17 protein-coding genes are annotated in these 21822 nt (G+C 43.5%); 5 read left to right on the top strand and 12 right to left on the bottom strand.

Annotated features, from left to right (window positions below):
* Window positions 1-18 precede the first annotated feature (18 nt).
* The 5 genes from ACFQ3S_RS05930 to ACFQ3S_RS05910 all read right to left on the bottom strand — a co-directional run bounded on the left by ACFQ3S_RS05930 (window position 19) and on the right by ACFQ3S_RS05910 (window position 6999).
* Entirely contained in the window at window positions 19-2187 is a 2169-nt protein-coding gene (locus tag ACFQ3S_RS05930) for a carboxy terminal-processing peptidase (protein ID WP_377162271.1), read from the bottom strand.
* A 421-nt stretch (window positions 2188-2608) separates the two neighbouring features.
* On the bottom strand, window positions 2609-3976 hold the full coding sequence (locus tag ACFQ3S_RS05925) for a hypothetical protein (protein ID WP_377162269.1): 1368 nt from the start codon (window positions 3974-3976) through the stop codon (window positions 2609-2611).
* Window positions 3977-4114: 138 nt separating this feature from the next.
* Window positions 4115-4708 carry a hypothetical protein gene (locus ACFQ3S_RS05920; RefSeq protein WP_377162266.1) on the bottom strand — a complete coding sequence of 198 codons (594 nt, stop codon included), beginning with the start codon at window positions 4706-4708 and terminating at the stop codon, window positions 4115-4117.
* An 85-nt stretch (window positions 4709-4793) separates the two neighbouring features.
* Complete coding sequence (locus ACFQ3S_RS05915) at window positions 4794-5636, bottom strand: isoaspartyl peptidase/L-asparaginase (protein WP_377162264.1); 843 nt, start codon at window positions 5634-5636, stop codon at window positions 4794-4796.
* 451 nt (window positions 5637-6087) lie between these two features.
* The gene (locus ACFQ3S_RS05910; protein WP_377162262.1) at window positions 6088-6999 is read right to left on the bottom strand and encodes a cyanophycinase; all 912 of its coding nucleotides are present in this window, start codon (window positions 6997-6999) and stop codon (window positions 6088-6090) included.
* A gap of 223 nt (window positions 7000-7222) precedes the next feature.
* Here ACFQ3S_RS05910 and cphA point away from each other — a divergent pair, with 223 nt between their 5' ends.
* Window positions 7223-9838, top strand: a complete 2616-nt coding sequence (cphA, locus tag ACFQ3S_RS05905; protein WP_377162260.1) for a cyanophycin synthetase — start codon at window positions 7223-7225, stop codon at window positions 9836-9838.
* Window positions 9839-9935: 97 nt separating this feature from the next.
* Here the strand turns inward: cphA and ACFQ3S_RS05900 are convergent, their stop codons facing one another.
* Complete coding sequence (locus ACFQ3S_RS05900; protein WP_377162258.1) at window positions 9936-10562, bottom strand: DNA-3-methyladenine glycosylase family protein; 627 nt, start codon at window positions 10560-10562, stop codon at window positions 9936-9938.
* A gap of 51 nt (window positions 10563-10613) precedes the next feature.
* Between ACFQ3S_RS05900 and ACFQ3S_RS05895 the strand changes: the two genes are divergently transcribed.
* Both ACFQ3S_RS05895 and ACFQ3S_RS05890 read left to right on the top strand, forming a co-directional pair.
* Window positions 10614-10820, top strand: a complete 207-nt coding sequence (locus tag ACFQ3S_RS05895) for a hypothetical protein (protein WP_377162256.1) — start codon at window positions 10614-10616, stop codon at window positions 10818-10820.
* Window positions 10821-10988: 168 nt separating this feature from the next.
* A complete protein-coding gene (locus tag ACFQ3S_RS05890; RefSeq protein ID WP_377162254.1) occupies window positions 10989-12269 on the top strand; it encodes a replication-associated recombination protein A in 1281 nt (426 codons plus the stop codon).
* 219 nt (window positions 12270-12488) lie between these two features.
* Here the strand turns inward: ACFQ3S_RS05890 and ACFQ3S_RS05885 are convergent, their stop codons facing one another.
* Window positions 12489-13130: a hypothetical protein gene (locus ACFQ3S_RS05885; protein ID WP_377162252.1), complete on the bottom strand. Its 642-nt coding sequence runs from the start codon at window positions 13128-13130 to the stop codon at window positions 12489-12491.
* Window positions 13131-13343: 213 nt separating this feature from the next.
* Between ACFQ3S_RS05885 and ACFQ3S_RS05880 the strand changes: the two genes are divergently transcribed.
* Window positions 13344-13838 carry a GNAT family N-acetyltransferase gene (locus ACFQ3S_RS05880; RefSeq protein WP_377162250.1) on the top strand — a complete coding sequence of 165 codons (495 nt, stop codon included), beginning with the start codon at window positions 13344-13346 and terminating at the stop codon, window positions 13836-13838.
* Window positions 13839-13854: 16 nt separating this feature from the next.
* Here ACFQ3S_RS05880 and ACFQ3S_RS05875 read toward each other — a convergent pair whose 3' ends face one another.
* From ACFQ3S_RS05875 to ACFQ3S_RS05865, 3 genes are all read right to left on the bottom strand, one after another.
* Window positions 13855-14364 (bottom strand): GNAT family N-acetyltransferase, encoded by a 510-nt coding sequence (locus ACFQ3S_RS05875; RefSeq protein WP_377162248.1) that lies wholly within the window; start codon window positions 14362-14364, stop codon window positions 13855-13857.
* A gap of 88 nt (window positions 14365-14452) precedes the next feature.
* Window positions 14453-15757, bottom strand: a complete 1305-nt coding sequence (locus ACFQ3S_RS05870) for a M20/M25/M40 family metallo-hydrolase (RefSeq protein ID WP_377162246.1) — start codon at window positions 15755-15757, stop codon at window positions 14453-14455.
* Window positions 15757-17619, bottom strand: coding sequence for a M61 family metallopeptidase (locus ACFQ3S_RS05865; RefSeq protein WP_377162244.1), 1863 nt, complete (start codon window positions 17617-17619; stop codon window positions 15757-15759). Before ACFQ3S_RS05865 ends, ACFQ3S_RS05870 begins: the two co-directional genes overlap by 1 nt.
* A 154-nt stretch (window positions 17620-17773) precedes the next feature.
* On the opposite strand from ACFQ3S_RS05865, the gene cdaA reads away from it, so the two are divergent.
* Complete coding sequence (gene cdaA, locus ACFQ3S_RS05860) at window positions 17774-18568, top strand: diadenylate cyclase CdaA (protein WP_377162242.1); 795 nt, start codon at window positions 17774-17776, stop codon at window positions 18566-18568.
* A gap of 51 nt (window positions 18569-18619) precedes the next feature.
* Here cdaA and ACFQ3S_RS05855 read toward each other — a convergent pair whose 3' ends face one another.
* Together ACFQ3S_RS05855 and ACFQ3S_RS05850 are read right to left on the bottom strand one after the other, a co-directional pair.
* Entirely contained in the window at window positions 18620-19024 is a 405-nt protein-coding gene (locus tag ACFQ3S_RS05855) for a hypothetical protein (protein ID WP_377162239.1), read from the bottom strand.
* Window positions 19025-19174: 150 nt separating this feature from the next.
* Entirely contained in the window at window positions 19175-21673 is a 2499-nt protein-coding gene (locus tag ACFQ3S_RS05850) for a M1 family metallopeptidase (protein ID WP_377162237.1), read from the bottom strand.
* Window positions 21674-21822: the final 149 nt, after the last annotated feature.

Below are 21822 nucleotides of genomic sequence, written 5' to 3'. Positions count from 1 at the left end.
ACATCAATAAATTTGAAACTACGGCGTAGTTTGTGGCAGTACATTGGTGTACCGGTTTACCTTATCCAAGGTAATAAAGTCGGTTAAAATTTGGCCGGCCTCTCTTTTTAAAAAGTCGAGGTCTTCATTTTTAGGCCTTGCTTGTCCCTTTTTTAGAGGAGTTAAACCCAATGCGGTGCGGCGTAAATTATTTCGCTCAAAGTTGGTTTTCTCATCCTTATCGCGCTGTTGTTTCAGCTCTTGCTCATTCAAAGTAACGCTAGTTTCGCTTTGGCGTTTTTTGTATTCTTCCAGATCCTCTAACATGTATTTATAATTGGCACTGACAGCCATACGCTGCTCGTGCAGCTTAGTTAATTCGGGTATAGCTGGAGAAAGGTCGCCAACCTTTGCATAAGCGCTTTTGGCTATCATATCAAAAGGCAGCGCCGACGGCTCGGTATCTTCACCATACTTATCCAATGGAATAACTGACGGGAAACTAATATCGGGCGATACGCCTTTGTGCTGAGTTGAACTGCCGCTGATGCGGTAAAACTTTGCAATGGTTAAGTTCAACTGGCCAAATTTCGATTCGGAGCCGGTACTATTTGATTTTTTTGCCAGGTTGTTGATCATTTCTTTGATAGAAGGGTTGATCACTTTGTCCAGCTCGATGGCGCTTTGCACGGTGCCCTTACCATAGCTTTGTGTACCAATGATCAAACCACGGCCATAATCTTGTATGGCACCGGCAAAAATTTCGGAAGCCGAGGCGCTGAAACGGTCGGTCATTACGGCCAGCGGACCTGCATAAGTTACCGACGGGTCTTCATCTTCGTTAATTTCTACCCGGTTGCGGGTATCGCGTACTTGTACTACAGGTCCATTTTTAATAAATAAACCGGTTAATTCAATAGCTTCAATTAATGAACCGCCACCATTTTGACGCAGATCTAATATCACACCATCCACGTTTTCACGTTTCAACGAATCCAGGATCAGTTTTACATCGCGGGTGGTGCTTTGATAGTTTGGATCTTTAGCACGGTAAGCGGCAAAATCGATATAAAAAGCCGGTACGTTAATGATACCTATTTTAACGGTTTTACCATTTGAATTATAAGTACGGATCTCTTTTTTAGCGAGTTGATCTTTCAATACAATCTTTTCGCGCACCATTTCTACAATCTTAGGCTGTGCTGCTGCAGACCCTTTAGGCAATAGTTTCAACCTAACGGTGGTGCCTTTGGTGCCACGGATGAGGGCGATGGCATTTTCAATTCTCCAACCAATTACATCCTGAAATTCGCCGGCTTTACCCTGGGCTACACCCACAATACGGTCGTCTACGTTAATTTGCTTGCTTTTATCGGCAGGGCCGCCTACAACCACACTTTTAATGGTGATGTACTCATTTTCGGATAAAAGCGAAGCTCCGATACCTTCTAACGAACGCGACATTTCAATATTGAAATTAGCGGCATTGGCAGGGTTAAAGTAGTTGGTATGCGGATCTACCGATTCGGTAAAAGCATCCATAAATAACTGGAACACGTCCTGGTTAGATAATTTTTTAGATTGTGACAACAGATTTTGGTAACGCTTACGCAGGGTTTCCTTATTCTTGGTCATATCGGCACTGGCCAGCTTCAGGTTAAGCAGGTCGTATTTAACACGCTGGCTCCAAAGCTTATTCATTTCGCCTTCGCCGCTAACCCAGGGTTGTTTTTCACGATCATAGGTAAAGCTTTCACTCTTACTGAAATCATAGGTTTTGTCCAATTGGGCTAACGAGTAGTTGATCCTTTCGAGGTAACGTTTTTGATACACATTAAAAATATAGAATACATCGTTCAGGTTACCTGCTTTCAGGTCGTCGTCCAACACGGTTTTAAACCGGTCGAAATCTTTAATATCGGCCGCCAAAAGGTAGTTATGGTTCTCATCGAGCGACTTCATGTAGCGGTTATAAACCACGGTAGACAATGAATCGTTCAGGCTGACCTTTTTATAGTTGTAACTGGATATTAATGAGGCCACCTCTTTGGCCACCAGGCTTTGCTGCTGATCGGGCTGCAGGTTGGTTGAACCGTCGACCTTAACCGGCCCTGATGTGGAAGCCTGGCAAGCCAGCGCCGTTCCAAGCACCAGAAACATATATACTTTTTTAAACATTTCCTTTACGGTTTTTAATTGAATATCCAATAAGTTATAAAACATCAATATTAGTGCCTATATTATATAATTGCCAAAGTAAATAAAAAAGAGACAGCATTTTACGGTATCTATAATAGAAATGTAATATCGTGCGCAATGTTTTGGTTGGAGCTGATAATTTACGTGGGTGGTATGCTCAAGCTACAAAGGGCAATGAAAAACAGTAAGCAATATTTACTGGTGTAGGTCAAGTATGTGAGCGGCGTGGCGATAACTCTAATATAGTGCGCATAGAATAATGATTATTTTCAGCAACCAGTATATAATGGTAACAACGTAAGTTAATGCCTTTAGTAAGTTTGAGGGAATCTTTCTTTTCTTTTGTGCCATTGCTTTGTATTTATTGATACAATGGTATAAAAGTGGATTTTCTTTATTTTCCCAAATGAAGATTGTGAAGATAAAGAAGTTATAAAGTATTGATTAAAGATTCAAAATAGGCCTTCATTTCAAATAATTTACTTGTATTGCTTTGTAGTGTACGAGAGGAAATATTTAAATTTGGGATTAATTGATTAATTAAAGGAGCTAATTTAGATGGGCTATGATAATGGATTATGCCATTGCGTTCAAGAATATCAAAGAAAGCTGTAATAACTGATTTCTTTTTTTCACCATAAATGTATTCACCTTTACTATTTAGAATTATGTACTCCGAGTTTTTAAGGAGATTCAAATAATCCTCGGCATTATAGCCCGGTTTAAATAATTCACGTACCAAAAATTGTTGACCGTGCTTTCTATCAATTTCATGATGAATAAATAATGCAACTGCTGCTCCTTCCGCAATTGAATTGACAACGCGCTTGATATCAAAAATAGTAGAAATACTTTCAATGATTTCCTCTCCTTCAGGACGCCCGCATTGATATTTTAATATCAAGTAACCTAGGTGCTTTAAGGTTACCATCTCTCCTTTAACAACATATTCATATGCTACTTTACGATATTTATTCCAGTATCGATCTTTATTAACCGGAGCATCATCTGATGAATCATTATCGTATATTACAAGATCTGATAAATCTTTTTTAAAAGCTTTCTGCGCCAACGTTTCGTCAGGAGCATTTTTTAGTCTTATGGCGAGTATATTATTCCAGTTCTCATTTATACTAAACAAAATAGGCAGTTCATAAATATTAGTATTTAGCGACAGTTTATCATTTAGCTTTTTAAGTGCTGTAAGATAATAAGACATTGTTTCATCGTCATTTATATGCACATGAAAATAATCGAGTTTTGGTATCTGCTTTAAATACTTTAAGATGGACGGCTGCGGTGCTCGTGTAATTTCAGGCTCTACCCAAGTACTTAACCAATCGAGGTAAATTTCCATGCGCTCGCGATACGCAACAGTTACTATCTTCGACACTGCATCTTTGGGATTAATTATTTCTTTTTTAGAGTTTTCAATTTCTAAAGCAGTTCTTTCAATTTCCTGATCTTTAAATCTGCCTTTCGAAAGTTCTTCATTGTAAACAGCACCTGCTTGCTGTTTCCTTTTGCTCAAAAATGCCTTTCGTTTCAGTCCAAAATACTCGGGAATTAAGCTTAATTCATCATAAGGGAAATTAATAGAGTTTTCACTCCTGAAATAATATATATGGTAAGCATCAATCCCAGAGTAGATTTTACGTTCAATATTAGTCGCCCAAAAAAGTTCATTTATTGTTTTATGAAACATCAACTCAAAGTTGTCCAATTGTTGGAAGTTTTCCACATCAGCAGAAATAAATCCATAGGCAATTAATTTATCAATAGTAAGGTGCTCAATCATAATATGCTTCTGCTAATTTAAGAAATTATTAATATTACATATTCAAATATGAGTTCGCTCGCCAGTGCAATATCTGATCTCCAAAACGCAAAAAAGCCCGGCTCATCGCCAGGCTTTCCATATATTGTTAAAATAAACTTACAATGTTGTAGTCCCCGCCAAACCTTTTTCTGGTTTAACATAAGCCAGCTTACTGCGTTGCAAACCGTCCATGTTCTTTTTCACGGCTAATACATCATCCTGCCAGTTGTGGGCGGTGGCCATATCGCGGGCCTCGTCCAGGTCTTGCTGGGCAAGGGCAAAATCGCCGATGGCTGATTTTACATTGGCCAGTTCAATGAGGTTGGCAATGGTTAAACGGTCGTTACTTTGCTGGCGCGACAGGTTATTGCTTTGCAGGTAAAACCATTTGGCTTCGGATAGTTTGCCTTGCTGTACATAAATTTTAGCCAGTTCGTTAAAGCTGTAGCTGGCATCTTCGTACTGCCTGAAACGCATTTGATGTTGCGCCGTTTTCATCACCGAACGCTCGCTAAGGGTAAGGCTATAAGGCGTTAAGCCTAAAGTTACGCGGCTTACTTTGGTGTTAGCCAACTTGGCTGAGGTCAAACGAAAAGGAGCATGTTTTACTTCAGCCAATAAAGGGTAACGTTTATATTTTTTAAAAGACCACCACTGTGCCGAAGCCGAAAAACTAAGGGTACACAATAAAGCAAGTAAGAATACCTTCATGTATTTTCTTGTTTGAGTTTGTTTAAATTAATTAGCAAGTAAAAATACCGCTAACTTTGTAAAGTTAAAGCAATGAAAGTGTAATTTAATTAAAAACTTTTACTTCTTCGTCATACAATGCCCAAACCATATAGGGATGAGTATCAGCATGGTAAATCTCTCCTGCCGCGGTAAGCCCAATTATACCGGCAAAGCCGTCAAAAGGTTTCATTTCAGTTAAAGTTTTTTCGGTGGCTTGGGCTAAGGTCATGCCGTCGGTAACACGGGTTACTATTTTGCTGGCCACCGCGCCGCTCACAATATCTTCGCCCACCCCAGTGCAGCTAATACCTGCAAAGGCGTTAGCATAGTTGCCAGCCACCGTAGGCGAATCGCTCACCCGGCCCGGAATTTCGTAACCCTTGCCACCGGTAGAAGTGGCCGCGGCCAAATTTCCATCCGCATCTAAGGCAACACAACCCACCGTACCCAGGCGAATGCTGTCGTTCAGTTTAGTTTCGTACTCCTGCCTGCGCTGCGGTATTTCGGGGTTGAAATAGGCAAAGCCATGTTCTCGGGCAAAAACCTGGGCACCGTTGCCGCTGAGTACGCGGTCGTCGTAGGTCAATAGTTTTTCGGCCACTTGTATCGGGTTTTGAACGTCCTCCACATTAATAACGCCCGAAAATTTGAGCGTTTGTCCATCCATTAAGGCGGCGCTCAAACGGATTTTGCCATCGCTTTGTATTTGCGACCCCGTTCCTGCGTTAAACAGGTCACAGTCTTCCAGCAAACTGGTGGTATAAACTACGGTTTCGTTAGCGGTATGCGTTTTTAGGTAATCGTATCCCTGTTGTACAATGCGGTCCAAGGCCTCCTGTTTAGCCAGTTTAACCTCTTGGTTAGTCCCCGATTCGCTAAAGAAACCGCCGTGAATAATGAGTTTCATAGTTGGTTGGTAATGTTGTATAAATTTAATGTCGTCTCGAACGATAGTGAGAGATCTTGTTCATAGCAGTAAGTAGTTCACCTTGCATAAGTAACAAGATTTCTCGTTATCACTCGAAATGACAATGGTTGTCTATAATTAAACTATATAAGGGCGTTTCCCTCCGGGCCGGGCTTTCCGCTCATACTGCACAGGCTTTAGCCACGGGCCGGTATCCGCTTAATCCCTAACGTAAATCTTATTTGAACCGGAATTATGCAGAATCGGGATCAGAATTTTCAGAATTTAAGAATTAACTGAATACCTTTCTTTCTCTCACAGCTCAAAACCCCGCTCCCCGCAACCGTCCTGACTCTGTACTCTATCTTCCTCGCTCCCGCACCTCAAAACCCCGCTCCCCGAACCCCTGCTCCCGTCTTGACTCCTGACTCTGTACTCATGACTCTCTTACTTAATCCCTATCCGGCATCTGCAAATAAACGCCATCTTCCACCTTGGTTTTCTTTTTCATAACCAGGCGATGCTGGGGCAGGTCGTACTTGTCAAAAATAGACATCACATGTACTTTCAGTCCTTCAATAGAAACCGGCGAACCCATTTCTACATCGTATATATTGGTTTGTAAAAGCGCGCGGCCATCCACCACAATGGTAAGGCCCGAGCCAATAGCTTCCATCATATTCCCTTCGGTTATGAGCAGGCCGGCATCTTCGCCCAAACCTATGCCTAAAATACCGGGATTGCTTGCTACCGCATAAAACAAGCGGCCAATACGCCCGCGCTGTACAAAATGCGTGTCGATGATCATGTGGTCGATAAAACCCAGTCCGGCGGTAATTTGCACTTCACCTTTTACCAGGGCCTCGCTGCTCTCGCCGCGATAGATCATATTGGTAGAAGCCGCCGCCGCACCGGCCGATGTGCCGGCCACAATAAAGTTTTCGTGGCAATAGCGGTATTTTAAGATCTGTAAAAACTCGGTGCCACCGTATATAGAGCTCAAACGCAGCTGATCGCCGCCGCTAAACATTACTACATCGGCCTGGCGAATGCGGTCTAAATATTCCGGGTTTTGGGTGTCTTCCCGGTTACGGATATCAATTACATTTACGTTGTGTACTTCCAGCTGGTTAAAAGCTTTAATATACTCAATGCCTACCAGTTCGGGTATTTGCGAGGCGGTGGTAATTACCTCAACTTTAGAGGCTGTTAAATGTGCCGATTCGTTCATCATGCGGCGTAAAATACCGTGCTCAAAAAACTTCATGTAATTAGGCTTCATGATGTGTTCTTCGGCACTTAGGTTAGTGCCCATATCAACCGCGCCGCCTATAATTATTAATTTACCTTTCGGGACAATCATCTTTAAATTAACCTGGTATATTACAAAGTAATAAAAAAATGCGGTTAAACTTTACTTTTAAATAATAATTATCCTACAATTACATCAAAATTTGCATTCCATTGTTACATTTATATGCAATAAAAAGCGGTTCCTGCCAAAACTCTGCCCGGGCGGGATGAACTGTTTAAACTTCCTTCCCTGCCGGTGAGGGTTTGGGGCAGAAATATTATAGAAAGAATTTATGAAGATTGAGAAAATTCAGGTGCTGCGTGGCCCCAATATATGGAGTATAAGCCGTAAAAAATTAATACAGATGCGCCTGAATTTGGAAGAGCTGGAGCATAGCCCAACCAATACTATTGATGGCTTTTACGAGCGGTTGAAAGAACTGCTGCCCAGCATGTACAGTCACCGCTGTTCGCCAGGTGTACCGGGCGGGTTTTTTCAGCGGGTTGAGCAAGGCACCTGGATGGGCCATGTAATTGAGCATATTGCACTGGAGATACAAACCCTGGCCGGCATGAACACCGGTTATGGCCGCACGCGCGAAACCAAAACGCCGGGTACTTACAACGTGGTATTTAATTACCTCGAAGAAAATGTGGGTGTTTTTGCCGCCAGCGCTGCCGTAAAAATTGCCGAAGCCTTAATTGCAGGTACACCGTATGATCTGGAAAAGGACATACAGCAAATGCGCGAGATCAGGGAAAGCAGCCGTTTAGGCCCAAGCACGGGTTCTATTGTAGAAGAAGCTATATCGCGCGATATTCCGTGGATCAGGCTCAACAAGCAATCGCTGGTGCAGCTGGGTTACGGTAAAAACCAGGTACGCATCCGCGCCACCATGACCGAAAAAACAAGCAGCATAGCTGTTGATTTAGCCGGTAACAAAGAAGAAACCAAACGTATTTTACAGGAGCAGGCCATCCCGGTTGCCAAAGGCATGACCATTACATCGGCCGAGCAAGTTAAGGAGGCTATTCGTACCGTGGGTTTCCCACTGGTATTTAAACCGCTGGATGGTAACCACGGTCGTGGTGCTACCATCAATGTAAAAACAGAGGAAGAGGCCGTTTCGGCATTCGAACATGCCGCTAAAGTATCGCGCCGAGTTATAGTAGAAAAATTTGTGACCGGTTATGATTTTCGTGTACTGGTAATTGACAATAAAATGGTGGCCGCTGCCCTACGTGTGCCAGCCAATGTAAAAGGTAATGGCGTATCTACCATTCAGCAACTCATCGATCAGGAAAATACTGACCCACGCCGTGGTTACGGGCACGAAAATGTACTTACCAATATATCGGTAGACCGCGATACGCTGGACTTGCTGAATAAATTGGATTATACCCTGCAAACCGTTCCGGCTGCGGAGGAAATCGTTTACCTGAAATCGACCGCTAACCTAAGCACCGGCGGTACCTCTATTGATGTAACCGACCAGGTACACCCCGAAAACGTATTTATTTGTGAGCGTATTTCGCGTATCATAGGCTTGGATATTTGCGGTATCGATATTATGGCCGATAACCTAACCGAACCATTAACCGAAAACGGTGGTGTGATCTTAGAAGTGAACGCCGCCCCGGGTTTCCGTATGCACATTGCCCCAAGCGAAGGCTTGCCGCGTAATGTGGCCGGTAGCGTGGTTGATATGCTGTACCCTTACGGCAAATCGGCCCGCATCCCTATTATTGCTACTACGGGTACCAATGGTAAAACCACTACAACCCGCCTAATAGCCCATATTGTTAAAAATAACGGCTGGCGTGTAGGCTTCACCACATCCGATGGTATTTACGTGCAAAACAGCTTGTTGCTTAAAGGCGATACCACCGGCCCGGTAAGTACCGAGTTTATTTTAAAAGACCCTACCGTAGAGTTTGCCGTGTTGGAAACAGCCCGCGGCGGTATCTTACGTTCGGGTTTGGGGTTTGGCCAGTGCGATATTGGTGTGGTCACCAACATACAGGAAGATCACCTGGGTCTGTCGGATATTCATACGCTCGACGACCTCATGCGTGTGAAAAGCGTGGTGATAGATTCTGTAAAGAAAAACGGATGGGGCGTGCTGAATGCCGACAACGAATACTGCGTAAAAATTGGCAAGCAGGCCCGTTGCTTTGTGGCCTACTTTAGCATGGATGAAAACAACCCGGTTATTAAGGCGCATTGCCAAAAGGGCGGCATAGCCTGCGTTTACGAAAACGGTTACATTACTATTAAAAAAGGCGACTGGAAGATTCGCGTACAACGTGCAAGTCAAGTTCCGATTACTTTTGGCGGTACCGTTCCGTTTATGATAGAGAACGTACTGGCGGCTACGCTGGCTACTTACCTGTGGGGATTTAAAACCGAGGATATTAAAACCTCGCTGCAAACCTTCGTGCCATCGGCCACGCAAACCCCCGGCCGTATGAACATCTTTAATTTTAAAGAATTTAAGTTCATGGTCGATTTTGCGCATAACCCTAACGGCTACACCGGTATTAAGGAATTTTTAAGTCATATAGATTCGCCGCAAAAAATTGGTTTGATTTCGGGTACGGGTGACCGCCGCGACGAGGATCTGCGCGAACTGGGCCGCATTGCCGCCACCATGTTCGATCATATTTTACTTCGCCAGGAAAACCATACCCGCGGCCGTACCAAAGAAAACATTATAGGCCTCATGATAGAGGGTATGCAGGAAGTAAACCCCGATTTGCCCTACGCAGTATTAGGCTCCGATACCGACCCTATTGCCTACGCCATTAGCCTCGCCAAACCGGGTGCCTTTATTACCACCCTGAGCGATGCCGTTGATAACGCGGTAGAAATCGTTCAAAACTTCCAGGAAAAGGAGAGGCTGGGATAGTCATAAGCTTAGAGTCAAGAGTACAGAGTCAGGAATCAAGATTTTGCAACACTGTATAAGAAAGCCGTTATTGCAAAAAGCAATAACGGCTTTTTGTCTATATTCTCATCCCGCTCAAGTAATAATGCCACAGCAACATAGCAGCTATACTGCGGTACGGACGCCAATGGTCGGCCATAAGCAATAGTTCTTCTTTAGTAGTTGATACCGGTAGCTGTTTGAGCCGTTTCATAGCGTTTACAACAGCCAGATCGCCAATAGGGAAAATGTCATTACGGTGCAACACCATAAGCAGGTAAATATCTACCGTCCAGTTGCCTATGCCTTTAAGGGAGGTTAGCTTTTTGCGTACTTCCTCATCGGGCAGGTTTTCCAGTTCGGCCAAATCAAGCTGGCCGCTTAGGATAGCCTCAGCCAGGTATCTTACATAAGTTGTTTTCTGGCGACTAAAGTAACAGGCTTTCAATTCCTCATCGGTCAGCAGGAGTACCCGCGCCGGTGTGATTTCCTGAACCTTTTCTTTCAACTTATTCAAAGCCGATAATGCAGAAGCCAATGATACCTGTTGCTCTAAGATCACATGCACCAAGGTTTCAAACGTATTGCTCCTGTTCCAAAACTGTGAATAGCCGTGGTTGTCAATAACCGCTGCTAATTGCGCATCGGTTGAAGCCAGCTGGTCGCAGAGGTGATGGTAGGTTTGTGGGGTGAATACATTAGACATATCAGTTACTAAAGCACAAATTACAAGTAAATTGTTTACTATATTTGAATTATGAAGCTGGTAATAGACAATATAAAAACCGAACACTACAAGTGGTTAATGGAAATGGCCAAAACTTTACAATTTAATGTAGTTGAAGTGGAGGTATCAGAAGAAGAACAATACTTATTAACCGCTATGGAAGAGGTAAAAGATGAGCCAAGTTTGACAGAAGATGAGGCCAAAGATTTTGAAAATTGGCTTAATACCGCTAAATAATGATCAGGTTATTTTAACTCGTTTTCTTCCCCGTAAAGACGTTTATAAGTTTTTTCCATAGATAAACTTTTACTTTCCCTGTAATAAATTCTTATTGTGGTAATCAATCCCACAACGTCCTTGCTAACTCCATTAGGATTTCCATTTAACTTTGCCGAAATTTACCGCATGAATAATTTGCCGCCGTTAGCCGAACGTATGCGCCCTAAAGCGTTAAACGATTATGTTGGGCAAAAGCATTTAGTGGGTCCGGGTGCGGTGCTGCGCAAGGCTATCGAATCGGGTAATTTACCGTCGATGTTGTTTTGGGGGCCGCCGGGGGTTGGTAAAACTACGCTGGCTTATATTATTTCACAAGGCCTGTCGCGGCCGTTCTTCGCGTTAAGCGCTATTAACTCGGGGGTGAAAGATGTGCGGGAGGTAATTGAAAAGGCATCGTTATTGAAACAAGGCGGACAAACACTGCCGGTATTATTTATAGATGAGATTCATCGTTTTTCTAAATCGCAGCAAGATTCGTTATTAGGAGCGGTAGAGCGGGGCATAGTCACGCTGATAGGTGCCACTACCGAAAATCCATCGTTCGAGGTGATCTCGGCGTTACTATCTCGTTGTCAGGTTTACATTTTGCAGCACTTGGAGGAGGACGACCTGGTTAACCTGCTTAATAAAGCTATGCAGGAAGATGAGGTACTGAAAGAAAAGAAGATCACTATTCAGGAACATGAAGCGCTGCTGCGCCTATCGGGCGGGGATGCGCGTAAACTGCTTAATATCTTTGAATTGTTAGTTAATTCTATTGATACGCCCGAAATTGTAGTAACCAACGATGCCGTACTCGAAAATGTGCAGCAAAATATGGCGCTTTATGATAAAGCCGGCGAGCAGCATTACGATATTATTTCGGCCTTTATTAAATCCATGCGGGGCAGCGACCCTAACGGTGCCGTGTACTGGCTTGCCCGTATGCTGGTAGGGGGCGAAGATCCGTTGTTTATTGCCCGCCGGATGCTCATTTTAGCATCCGAAGATATTGGTAATGCTAACCCTAATGCACTGCTGCTGGCACAAAGCTGTTTTGAGGCGGTTAACAAAATTGGTATGCCCGAGGCGCGTATCATCCTGTCGCAAGCGGCCATTTATTTAGCTACGTCGGCCAAAAGTAACGCCAGTTATACCGCTATTGATACCGCTATGGCACTGGTTAAACAAACCGGCGATTTGCCCGTACCGCTCGATCTGCGCAATGCACAAACCAAACTCATGAAGAACATTGGTTATGGTAAAGATTATAAATACGCCCATAGTTATGAAGGCAACTTTATTGAGCAGGACTTTTTACCCGACGCCGTTAAAGGCACTAAAATTTACGAACCCGGCAACAACGCCCGTGAAAACGAAGCACGGGAGAAGTTGAAAAAGCTGTGGGGTAATAAGTATAATTATTGAGGAGTTAAAAGTCTTGAGTCAAGAGTACAGAGTCAGGAGCCTTCTCCATTATTAAGGAAGGATACGAAGCGATCTCCGCGTAGAAAAGTCACCTGTTTAGCTGTAGAGTAGGGATGGCTTCGTGCCTCGTAATAACGCGTATAGAAACAATGCAATCAATCGCCATATTAAAGGGAAGCTCAAAGCCCCCTCTCTCCCGGAGAGGGCTGGGGAGAGGCTTTAATCACACTGTTTAAGCAAGGTGGCACAGCGGGCTTTGCCCCAGGCCGGTTCCAAACCTTTAATATTTTGTATGGCAAACTTTTCAACACCTGCTGCTAATATTGGTTTGGCTTCTTTTTTACCGCCGCCAAACATTTGCGGGGTGTAGAAGGTATTTTGACCGCGTACCAGGTAAGCTCTCGGGTTTTCAGGATTCAGTTTAATGGCTTTGACGAGGTACTCGTCGGCTTCGGGGATCATTTGCATTGCCCGTGTTTGTGACTCAATCGACATTTTCATGAAAGTTAAATAACCTTTAAGCACATATATCTCGCTGTTGTTAGGCTGTAAGGCATCGGCTTTTGCTACATACCCTAATGCTTTATTGTATATAGCATCTTTCATTTCTTCGTTGCCCGTACCCCTAATGCCCATCAGCAGGTTGCTATAAGCTGAATAATATTGTACCAGCCATTCTTTGGGCTGTGTGATAGCCATCTTATCAAAATAGGTAGCAGCCTGTGCATACTGGTCAGCTGTTTTAGCACTGTCTATCAGGGTTATACCCTTTTTTAAGTCGACAGTAAAACTGGTCGGCTTTTGTGCATAAGTTGCAAAGGCGGTTAGCAACATCAGGATAAATAGTTTTAGGGCTTTCATGGTGGTTAAGTGTTGAGGTGGAGTAAATAATTGTGTTTGTTAACCAAATATGCGTTGCATTATCTCCTACCGAAAGGGTAGTTAGACGAGTGGTGATTTGTAACGGACCAACGGTTACTTCAACATGTTCTGCTGTATTTATAATGCGCAACCCCAGTGCTTATATATTAAGTAAGTTGTTAAACCTTTCGGCCAAAATAAAGTTATTTTAATATGTGTACCATCCGACCTGCAACCCTGGCCGATGCCAACTGTATTGTGAAGATAGCCCATCAAACCTGGTGGCCTGCTTACAAGGCTATACTTTCGGCCGAACAGATCACTTATATGCTGAACGCTATTTATATATCTGATAAAATAGCGGTACAAATAGAGGATGGTAGTCAGCAATATTTAATACTGGAAGATGATGGTGTGCCGGTAGCCTTTGCTGCATATTCACCGCGCGCAGATGATGCCGAAGTTTACAAGCTGCATAAGTTATACTGTCACCCGCAAACGCAAGGTAGGGGTTATGGTAAATTATTGATAAATGCCGTAGTTGATGCGGTTAGGCAAGCTGGTAAAACTAAGCTGGAACTGAACGTTAACCGCGATAATAAGGCTAAAGACTTTTATGAGAAAATGGGCTTTAATATTGCCTATGACGAAGATATACCCATTGGCCCGTATTTTATGAACGACCATGTAATGCGGAAAGAGTGTTGAATTACTAACCAACTTGTCAAGCATCGCGGATGAACAGCATCAAGCCATTTGCTGCTTCGTTATTCAGCACGTATTTAAATACAAACCCCATTTTTTCAAGCAAATGAACCGAGCGCAGGTTGTAGGTAGTAGTTATGGCTGCCAGCCTTAGCAGGTGCAGGTTTTCAAAAGCATATATAACAGTGGCTGATGCTATTTCGTAAGCATAACCATTGCCCTCAAATTGAGGGAGCAATGCATAGCCTAAATCCAGATCGTTCAGGTAATCGCGTTTTACCAATCCGCACATACCAATGGGCTTGCTGCTGTCTTTCAATTGTACCAGGTATAAGCCAAACGCGGTGGTTTTGTAACTTAAAAGCGGACCGTTAACCAGGTAATTTTGGGCATTGGCTATAGTTTTAATTTGGCGGTCGCCAATAAATTCCAGCCATTTAGGGCTGTTAAGCAATTGGGTAATAAATGGAGCATCGGTAATACTGAATTGCCGGAGCACAAGCCTTTCGGTTTCTAAGATAACACACATGCCGGGGTTTTTAAACAGGCTGCAAACTAATAAAAACCCACAGCGCAGTATTTGTGGGTTTTTATTAAACAGATTATTTGTTATTGATCTATCGTTCCAGCTTGGCTATCCGGGTAGGGGTATCTTTGCCCGATACAATACTGCGGGAACTTAACGCAATAGCCCTGATGGTAGCTGTAATATTGGCTGCATCCAATGAATTAAACTCATCTTTTACGGTGTGGTAAAGCTTATCAATATCAATCTGGTCGGTTGATATGGTGTGGGCCGGTACGCCTAAACGGGCCAGCGTAGCGTTATCGCTTCGGTAAAACAGGTTTTGCTGCGGGTATGGGTCCGGGTGAAACTTAAACGCGGTACCTTCCAGGTTACGTTGCAAGATCTCCCCAAAGTTAGAACGTTCGTAACCGGTTATGAAAGCACTGTTAGTACCAAATTTGGAAGTTTTACCGATCATCTCTATGTTAAACATCGCCACTACTTTATCGGGAGCTAATTGTTTAGAAAAATAGGTTGCGCCATATCCACCAACTTCTTCGGCGGTAAAGGCTACAAAGATGAGGCTACGCTCGTTATTATTTAGCTTTTTGTAGTACTTGGCCAGGGTAATCATGGCTGTGGTACCCGAAGCATCATCGTCGGCACCATTGGCAATACTATCGCCTTCCATTGCTTTTTGAATACCCAGATGATCATAATGGCCCGAGAAAACCACGTACTCATCGGGCTTGGTTTTGCCGGGCAGCATACCTGCCACGTTAAATATAGGCGGGTTTTCGGTTTTGGTTTTATAGCTAACCTCGTACGACTTTACATTATCAAACATACCCAATACCATAACCACCTGCTGGGGATTAGCGGCAGGTGCCACAAAGCCGGTAGTTCCACTGCTGATAAAACCATGCAGGCGTTTAAAAAATGCTTCGAAATGAGGATCTACCAATAACAGCGTTTTCTTTTCGCTGCGCATGTAGGTACGGTATTCTTGCTGAAAGTTTTGTTCAGCCCCAATTTTAACCACCTGTACATCGGCATTGTTACTCCAGTCGAACGGTGCTCCGGCTGCAATGGCAACATTTTCTGAGGCTATGGTTTTACCATCAATGCTTACCAGCATTTGCGTAGGTACGGTACGGTAAACCGTAAAATTTTGGCGGAAGCCTGTAGCGCCGGCAAGTGGTTTTAAACCTGCTGTTTTAAATTCGCCTTCAATAAAAGTAGCAGCCTTATCAATACCCGGCGTAAAGGTACCGCGACCCTGCATATCATCGGCGCTTAGGGTTTTGATGATGCGCTCCACATCGTTTTGCTGTATCAGCTTGTTTACATCCTGTGCGAAGCTGTTGAAGCCTACGACTAATAAGCACAAGGCTATGGTATATTTTTTCATCATTATTTTATTTTGGAACTTAACCATTGGTTACGGAATTCTTTTTGTGCGGCCGATAACTCTTTGCCTGCAGTTTCGTAGGTTACTACTTCAAAATTAGGACTTTCTTCTAAAGTAACTACCGTTTCGTGGTTACCCGAACGGTTTTTGTAGGCGATATTGATTTTATCACCCGGTTTTTTGGCGTTTACTAAATCGGTGAGAGATTGACCGTCTTGTATGGCGGTACCATTGGCGGTAAGTAAAATATCACCGGCATCTAAACCGGCTTTATAATAGGGCGTACCTATAGTAGTGCTATTGCTAATAAGCAAGCCTGTGTTTTCGGTACTGCGTGCCTGGCCCGAGCGGCCTCGGCCACCGGCACCGCCTAAAAAGCCGGCCCATGCTTTGCCCGGTTGCACCCTGCGCATTGTCATACCGGCTTTATCCAACAGAGCGGCATAATTATTCTTTTCAATCCCGTAAATATACTTGCTAAAAAATTCGACTGCAAACTTGGGGTTTTTGGTAACAGTAGCCAATACGCTTTGTAGGTCGGGGATGGTGTAGGCCTTTTCGGGTTTACCCAGTGTTAGCCAAACGGCACGCATGTAATCATCCAGCGTTAGCTTGAACTCGCTGCGCAGGCGAAGGTCGAGGGCTAATGCCGTAGCACCACCATAAGTATAGTAACTGGTAAATACGTTAGCGTTATTGTTAGGATCGATAGATACACCGGCATCGGCAAATACGGCGTAACGGCTCATTTGCGCGGGTGAATAACGGGCGGCGGCCGGTGTGTTTAATACGGTATTAACCAAGCCGGCAATGGTGCGGGTATAATCTTCTTGTGGGGTAAAACCGGCGCGTGCCAGTATAAGGCCGCCATAATATTGCGTAAAGCCTTCGGCAAACCAAAGCTCGCTGCTCATGTTGGCGTGCTCAAAGTTAAACGGTTCTAACGATTTCGGGCGGATGCGCTCCACGTTCCAACTGTGAAAATACTCATGCGAAAAAGTGCCCAGCAAACGGGTTTCGTTACCGGCTACTTTAGGGGTGGTTTGTACAATGCTGGTGGAGTTACGGTGCTCCATGCCATCGCCCGCATTGGTGGCATCTACATCATGCAGGAATACGTAATTGCCATAATCATAAACCGGCAGTTCGCCAAAAACAGCTTGTGCTTCTAAAGTTACTTTTTTAACCATAAGGCCAAAGGCATCAATAGTGGCCTGGTCATCGGCGCTGTTGGTAGTTAAATGGATAGCCTGTTTTTTACCATCGGGGTTGGCAATATCCCAGCTGTACATTTTATAGGGAGCTAACGATGTCGGGCTATCCATCATATATTGCAAGTCTCGCGCATAATATATGCCATCGGCTTCCGGCTTTAATTGTGTAGCTACTTTCCAGCCTAATTTTTCGGTATCATTAAACTTAAACTTAGCCGGACGCTTTTCCATACCTAACACCCACAAGAAAGAGGCAGGCATGTTAAAATGAGCGTTATTGGTAGTGATGCCGGTGTAGGTGCCATCCATATAATTACCAAACAGGGTATAATTGATAATTACGGTTGTACCGTGCTGCGCTATTTCATAAACATCGCCCTCTACCTGTTTAATGGTGAGCGGTGTATTTTTTTCGCCGTAGGCTTTCAGGTTATAAATATTTTTGCCGAACTCGTGTGTGGCATAACGCCCTGGTGAAGAACGGCTCATGCGAAAACGCAGCGTTGCAGCTGGTACTTGTGGCACCCGCATACTGATCTCGGCCTCGTGGTGGGCTACATTAGGGAAGGAAACCGTGTAAAAGATCTCGTTTTGAGCAAAGGCAGCAGCCGATAACATGCATGCTACGGCCCATAAGTAAATTTTTTTCATGACAATGCAATTAGCAGCGCTGAAAATAGGATAAAAAAAGGAAAAGATGATGGGGTATTGTTGCTTTAGAGGAGAGAAAGTGTTATTAACCCCGGAGTGATGTATCTGTAACACCAGTGATATATAAAATCCCTAAAATTGGCTACCTTCGTTTATGCAGTCGATGAACTTTGACCAATTTAAATCCAACTGGTTTTTTAACTTGTTAGATATACTGCTGGTAGCCATATTAATTTACCAACTTTACAATTTAATAAAGGGTACCATAGCCGCCAATATTTTAATTGGCCTGGTTATCATTTGCCTGCTTTACCCCATAGTTAGCGCTTTAGATATGAAGCTGCTGACCACTATACTCAAAAACTTCATGAGCGTGGGCATTATTGCCATCATCGTGGTTTTTCAGCAGGAGATAAGGCGGTTTTTGTTATTGGTTGGACGTAACGCATCACTCCAGCGTAACCGCGCCTGGTGGAAATACTTCCTGGGTAAATCCGACGTAGAGAAAGACAATTACAAACGTATAAAACCTATTATAGATGCTTGCAAAAGCATGAAGCAAACCCATACCGGCGCGCTTATTGTTTTTGTGAAAGATTACGATGAGCAAATTTACCAGAACAGCTGCGAAGTAATGGATGCCAAAATTTCCAAGCGATTGATAGAAAGTATTTTTCAAAAGAACGGACCTTTGCATGATGGTGCTGTAATTATATCGGCTAATAAAATTAAATCGGCTAGTTGTATTTTACCCCTTACTGATAATACCGACTTGCCACCACAATTTGGTTTACGCCATCGTGCCGGCATAGGTGCTACCGAAGCTAACGAAGCCACCGCCATTATCGTATCCGAAGAAACTGGCGAGATCTCCTACGCTAAACAGGGCCGCGTAAAAATGAATATTAGTTTTGCGGAACTGGAAAAGCTGCTTAATAAGGATTATTAGGGGGACAGAATACAGATTCAAGAGTATAGATTCTGATAGCATATCGCTAATCTATCTCTCTACATCCGTTTGGTGCTCAGCCTTAACTTTAGTTGGATCAACAATCTCTATCCGTTTAATAGTCATGGTATAGCGCATATTGCGTTCACCCGGTTTTATGATGGGCATCATATCGGTAAGTTTAATATTGTTTGCAACAACCGGCATGGTACTGTAATATACTTCATCAAATTGTGTACTTACAGGTGCCAACTTACTTTTAAGTAGATCTTTAATTTGTGGATTTCGGTCTGCCTTTTTACCTAATAACGCGTTCACACTGGTATCAACCTTTAGCGTAGATGAGTTTATTGAATTAAGGGTAAGAGGCAAGTAGTATCGTGGAGATAGATCCTGCGCCTTTACAATACCTGTACAAGCGGTTACAAACACACAAGCCAATAATATTTTTTTCATGACCGTAAATATTGATACAACGTAAATGTATTAATCGGCAGTTAAACCTCCTAATTATTTAGCGTATTTAACATTTGGAGCACTAAAAGCTATAAACCAAAAGGGGCTGCCTTTGCATGGCAGCCCCTTACTCATATTATTTTACCGCAATTATTTTAACGCGGCGATAGCTTCATCGGCTGCTTTTACCGAAGCGCCGTCGTTAAGTTTAACACGATCGGCTTTAATACTTTCCAGGAAAGTAATTACAGCAGGCGCAATGCCATACTGTTTGTATTTTACACCAAAGCTTTTTATTTGCTCAATACCTTGCTGGGCATAAGCCGTATTTTTTACGCGGCCGGCAAAAGCGGCATAATTACGCATAACCGTAAATTTGCTGTTTACATCGGCTGCTTCAAATTTGCTGTTTACATAAGGCCACTCCGCATCGGTACCATTGGCAGCGTAAATGTTAAGGATAGATTGCGCCAATTCGCCTTCGCTGTCTTTTTCCAGGCCTTTAGCCATACTTAAACTGGCGGCGGGGTCAAGCAGGCCTAAAGCATTTAATGCTGCGGCTTGTACCGCGTACGACTGGCTGCTTAGGGCTTGTTTAAACAAGGTAGTATTACCCGATGCTTTTAAGCCTCCTAAGGCAGTAATAGCAGCAGCCTTAACTAAATTATTTTTATCGGTTTGGGCCAGGGAAATAAGGATTGGTTGGGCCGCGTTACGCACATCGTCATTGTTCAGTTTCAATGCCCTGATGGCTTCAACACGCAAACCATAATACTTATCGTTTAAAGCCGCGGTAATAATTTTACGTGCATTGGCATCGCCCGAAGTTTGGTTACGGGCAAAAGTTAATGCTTCCTGACGGTCCAGGTATAAAGGTGCGTTATTGTATTGGAACAAGAACTCATCGCCGGTTTTAGTATCGGTTTTTTTAGCCAGCAGCATCTTGTCTCCATCCACGTTAACCAGGTCGGGTTTGGCATCCAGTTTAAAGGTTAGTGTGTCGGCTTTGGTGCGCAGCCATACCTGCTTGCGGGTTTTGTTTTTGCCGTTATAAAAATCTACAGCAATTGGCAGCGTAAACGCGTTACCGGTTTGGGTTTGCTGCACATAAACCAATTGGGTTTTAGTAGCGGCATCCCAACTGTAAGTGATATTTAAAATTGGGTGACCGGCGTTGTAGTACCATTGGTTAAAGAACCAGTTGAGGTCTTTACCGCTGGCCTCTTCTAAAGCTAAACGCAATTGCTGTGCTTCGCCATTTTTAAGGGCGTTGGTTTTTAAATAAATATTTAAGCCTTTATAAAAAGCCTCATTACCTAAATAGTTGCGTAGCATATATAATATCGAACCACCTTTTTGGTAGGTTACCACATCAAATACATCTTCCTTATCATTATAATTAAAACGAACCAGGTTTTTACCTCCTGCATCGGCAGAGTTTAAGTACTGTCTGCGGTCGCCGGCAATGTGCGCATCACCATCATCTTTACCATATTTGTATTCGGCCCAAAGGGTTTCGCTAAAATCGGCAAATGATTCGTTAACGGTTAGGTTGCTCCAGCTTTCGGCAGTTACATAATCGCCAAACCACTGGTGAAACAACTCGTGTACCACGGTGCTCTCGCCCGAACTTCCGTTATAATAACGGTCCAGAAACTGGCGCGGTGTACCTTGTACATAATCGCCGTGCAGGGTTGCGCTGGTGTTTTCCATAGCACCGCTTACATAATCGCGCACTACAATTTGTGCGTATTTAACCCATGGATAGTCAACACCTAATAATTTGGAATAAAACTCCATAGCCTCGGGCGTGTAACCAAAAATGTTTTTAGCGTAAGGCGCGTACTTTGGCTCCAGGTAATAGTTAACTTCCTTGCCTTTCCATGTTTCTTTATAGATCTTGAAATCGCCCACGGCCATCATAAATAAATAGGGCGAGTGCGGCAGGTCCTGTTTCCAGTAATCGGTACGGGTGCCGTTACCATTATTTTTTTGCGATACCAGTTTACCGTTGCTTAGTGTTACGTATTTGGAGGGCACCGTCATGTAAATTTCTTCGGTAGTTTTCTGGTTCGGTTTATCAATGGTAGGGAACCACGCCGATGAGCTTTCGCTTTCGCCCTGCGTCCAAATCTGTACCGGTTTGCCCTTAACCGCGCTATCGGGGTTAATAAAGTATAAACCTTTAGCATCACTGATAGCCGCACTGCCTTTAACGCTTTTCAGTTCATCGGGCTTGGAGGTATAGTCTATATAAATAGTGTAATTTTCGTTGTTGCGGTAAACCTTATCCAGCCTAATAGCCAGCGAAAGGCTATCGTATGTAAATTTAAGCGGCGTGTTTTTACCGGCCTTTACTACGGCAACGGTCTTAATATCCATACCCTTTGCATCTAAACGCAAAGTATCGGTAGGGTACATGTGTGGTTTAAGGGTAACCCACTCTTTACCGTACAGGTAGCGTTTTTTATAATCAAAACGTACATCGAGTTTAGTGTGGATGAGGTCGTTGATCTTTTCGGTAGTGGCCCGGTAAATTTTAAGGTTCGGGTTTTCGGGTGGTGCCGGCTGGGTTTGTGCCGATGTTACCAATGCGGCGGTTGTTAGCAAAACGGCGCCAAGTAAGGCTGCGTAAGGTTTGTTACTCATGTGGACTTTTATAATACTATGAGTCGAATTTATTGATTTTATTACAATATAACACAAAAATAATCCGGTTTTAGATCACTAAAGCCTGGTAGCCCACTTCTAAACTCTCCCGGTAAAGGAGACTATAAATTAAAAAACTCCGATTTTAT

The organism is Mucilaginibacter terrae (assembly GCF_042679325.1).
GTDB lineage: Bacteria > Bacteroidota > Bacteroidia > Sphingobacteriales > Sphingobacteriaceae > Mucilaginibacter > Mucilaginibacter terrae.
The sequence above is the reverse complement of the archived record's forward strand: the minus strand, read 5'-3'. Positions and strand labels throughout refer to the sequence as shown.

Excerpts from the sequence above, each read along its gene's own strand:
- ACFQ3S_RS05925 (WP_377162269.1), bottom strand. The coding sequence starts at position 3,976 with ATGATTGAGCACCTTACTATTGATAAATTAATTGCCTATGGATTTATT.
- ACFQ3S_RS05920 (WP_377162266.1), bottom strand. The coding sequence starts at position 4,708 with ATGAAGGTATTCTTACTTGCTTTATTGTGTACCCTTAGTTTTTCGGCT.
- ACFQ3S_RS05915 (WP_377162264.1), bottom strand. The coding sequence starts at position 5,636 with ATGAAACTCATTATTCACGGCGGTTTCTTTAGCGAATCGGGGACTAAC.
- ACFQ3S_RS05910 (WP_377162262.1), bottom strand. The coding sequence starts at position 6,999 with ATGATTGTCCCGAAAGGTAAATTAATAATTATAGGCGGCGCGGTTGAT.
- cphA (WP_377162260.1), top strand. The coding sequence starts at position 7,223 with ATGAAGATTGAGAAAATTCAGGTGCTGCGTGGCCCCAATATATGGAGT.
- ACFQ3S_RS05900 (WP_377162258.1), bottom strand. The coding sequence starts at position 10,562 with ATGTCTAATGTATTCACCCCACAAACCTACCATCACCTCTGCGACCAG.
- ACFQ3S_RS05895 (WP_377162256.1), top strand. The coding sequence starts at position 10,614 with ATGAAGCTGGTAATAGACAATATAAAAACCGAACACTACAAGTGGTTA.
- ACFQ3S_RS05890 (WP_377162254.1), top strand. The coding sequence starts at position 10,989 with ATGAATAATTTGCCGCCGTTAGCCGAACGTATGCGCCCTAAAGCGTTA.
- ACFQ3S_RS05885 (WP_377162252.1), bottom strand. The coding sequence starts at position 13,130 with ATGAAAGCCCTAAAACTATTTATCCTGATGTTGCTAACCGCCTTTGCA.
- ACFQ3S_RS05880 (WP_377162250.1), top strand. The coding sequence starts at position 13,344 with ATGTGTACCATCCGACCTGCAACCCTGGCCGATGCCAACTGTATTGTG.
- ACFQ3S_RS05875 (WP_377162248.1), bottom strand. The coding sequence starts at position 14,364 with ATGTGTGTTATCTTAGAAACCGAAAGGCTTGTGCTCCGGCAATTCAGT.
- ACFQ3S_RS05870 (WP_377162246.1), bottom strand. The coding sequence starts at position 15,757 with ATGATGAAAAAATATACCATAGCCTTGTGCTTATTAGTCGTAGGCTTC.
- ACFQ3S_RS05865 (WP_377162244.1), bottom strand. The coding sequence starts at position 17,619 with ATGAAAAAAATTTACTTATGGGCCGTAGCATGCATGTTATCGGCTGCT.
- cdaA (WP_377162242.1), top strand. The coding sequence starts at position 17,774 with ATGCAGTCGATGAACTTTGACCAATTTAAATCCAACTGGTTTTTTAAC.
- ACFQ3S_RS05855 (WP_377162239.1), bottom strand. The coding sequence starts at position 19,024 with ATGAAAAAAATATTATTGGCTTGTGTGTTTGTAACCGCTTGTACAGGT.
- ACFQ3S_RS05850 (WP_377162237.1), bottom strand. The coding sequence starts at position 21,673 with ATGAGTAACAAACCTTACGCAGCCTTACTTGGCGCCGTTTTGCTAACA.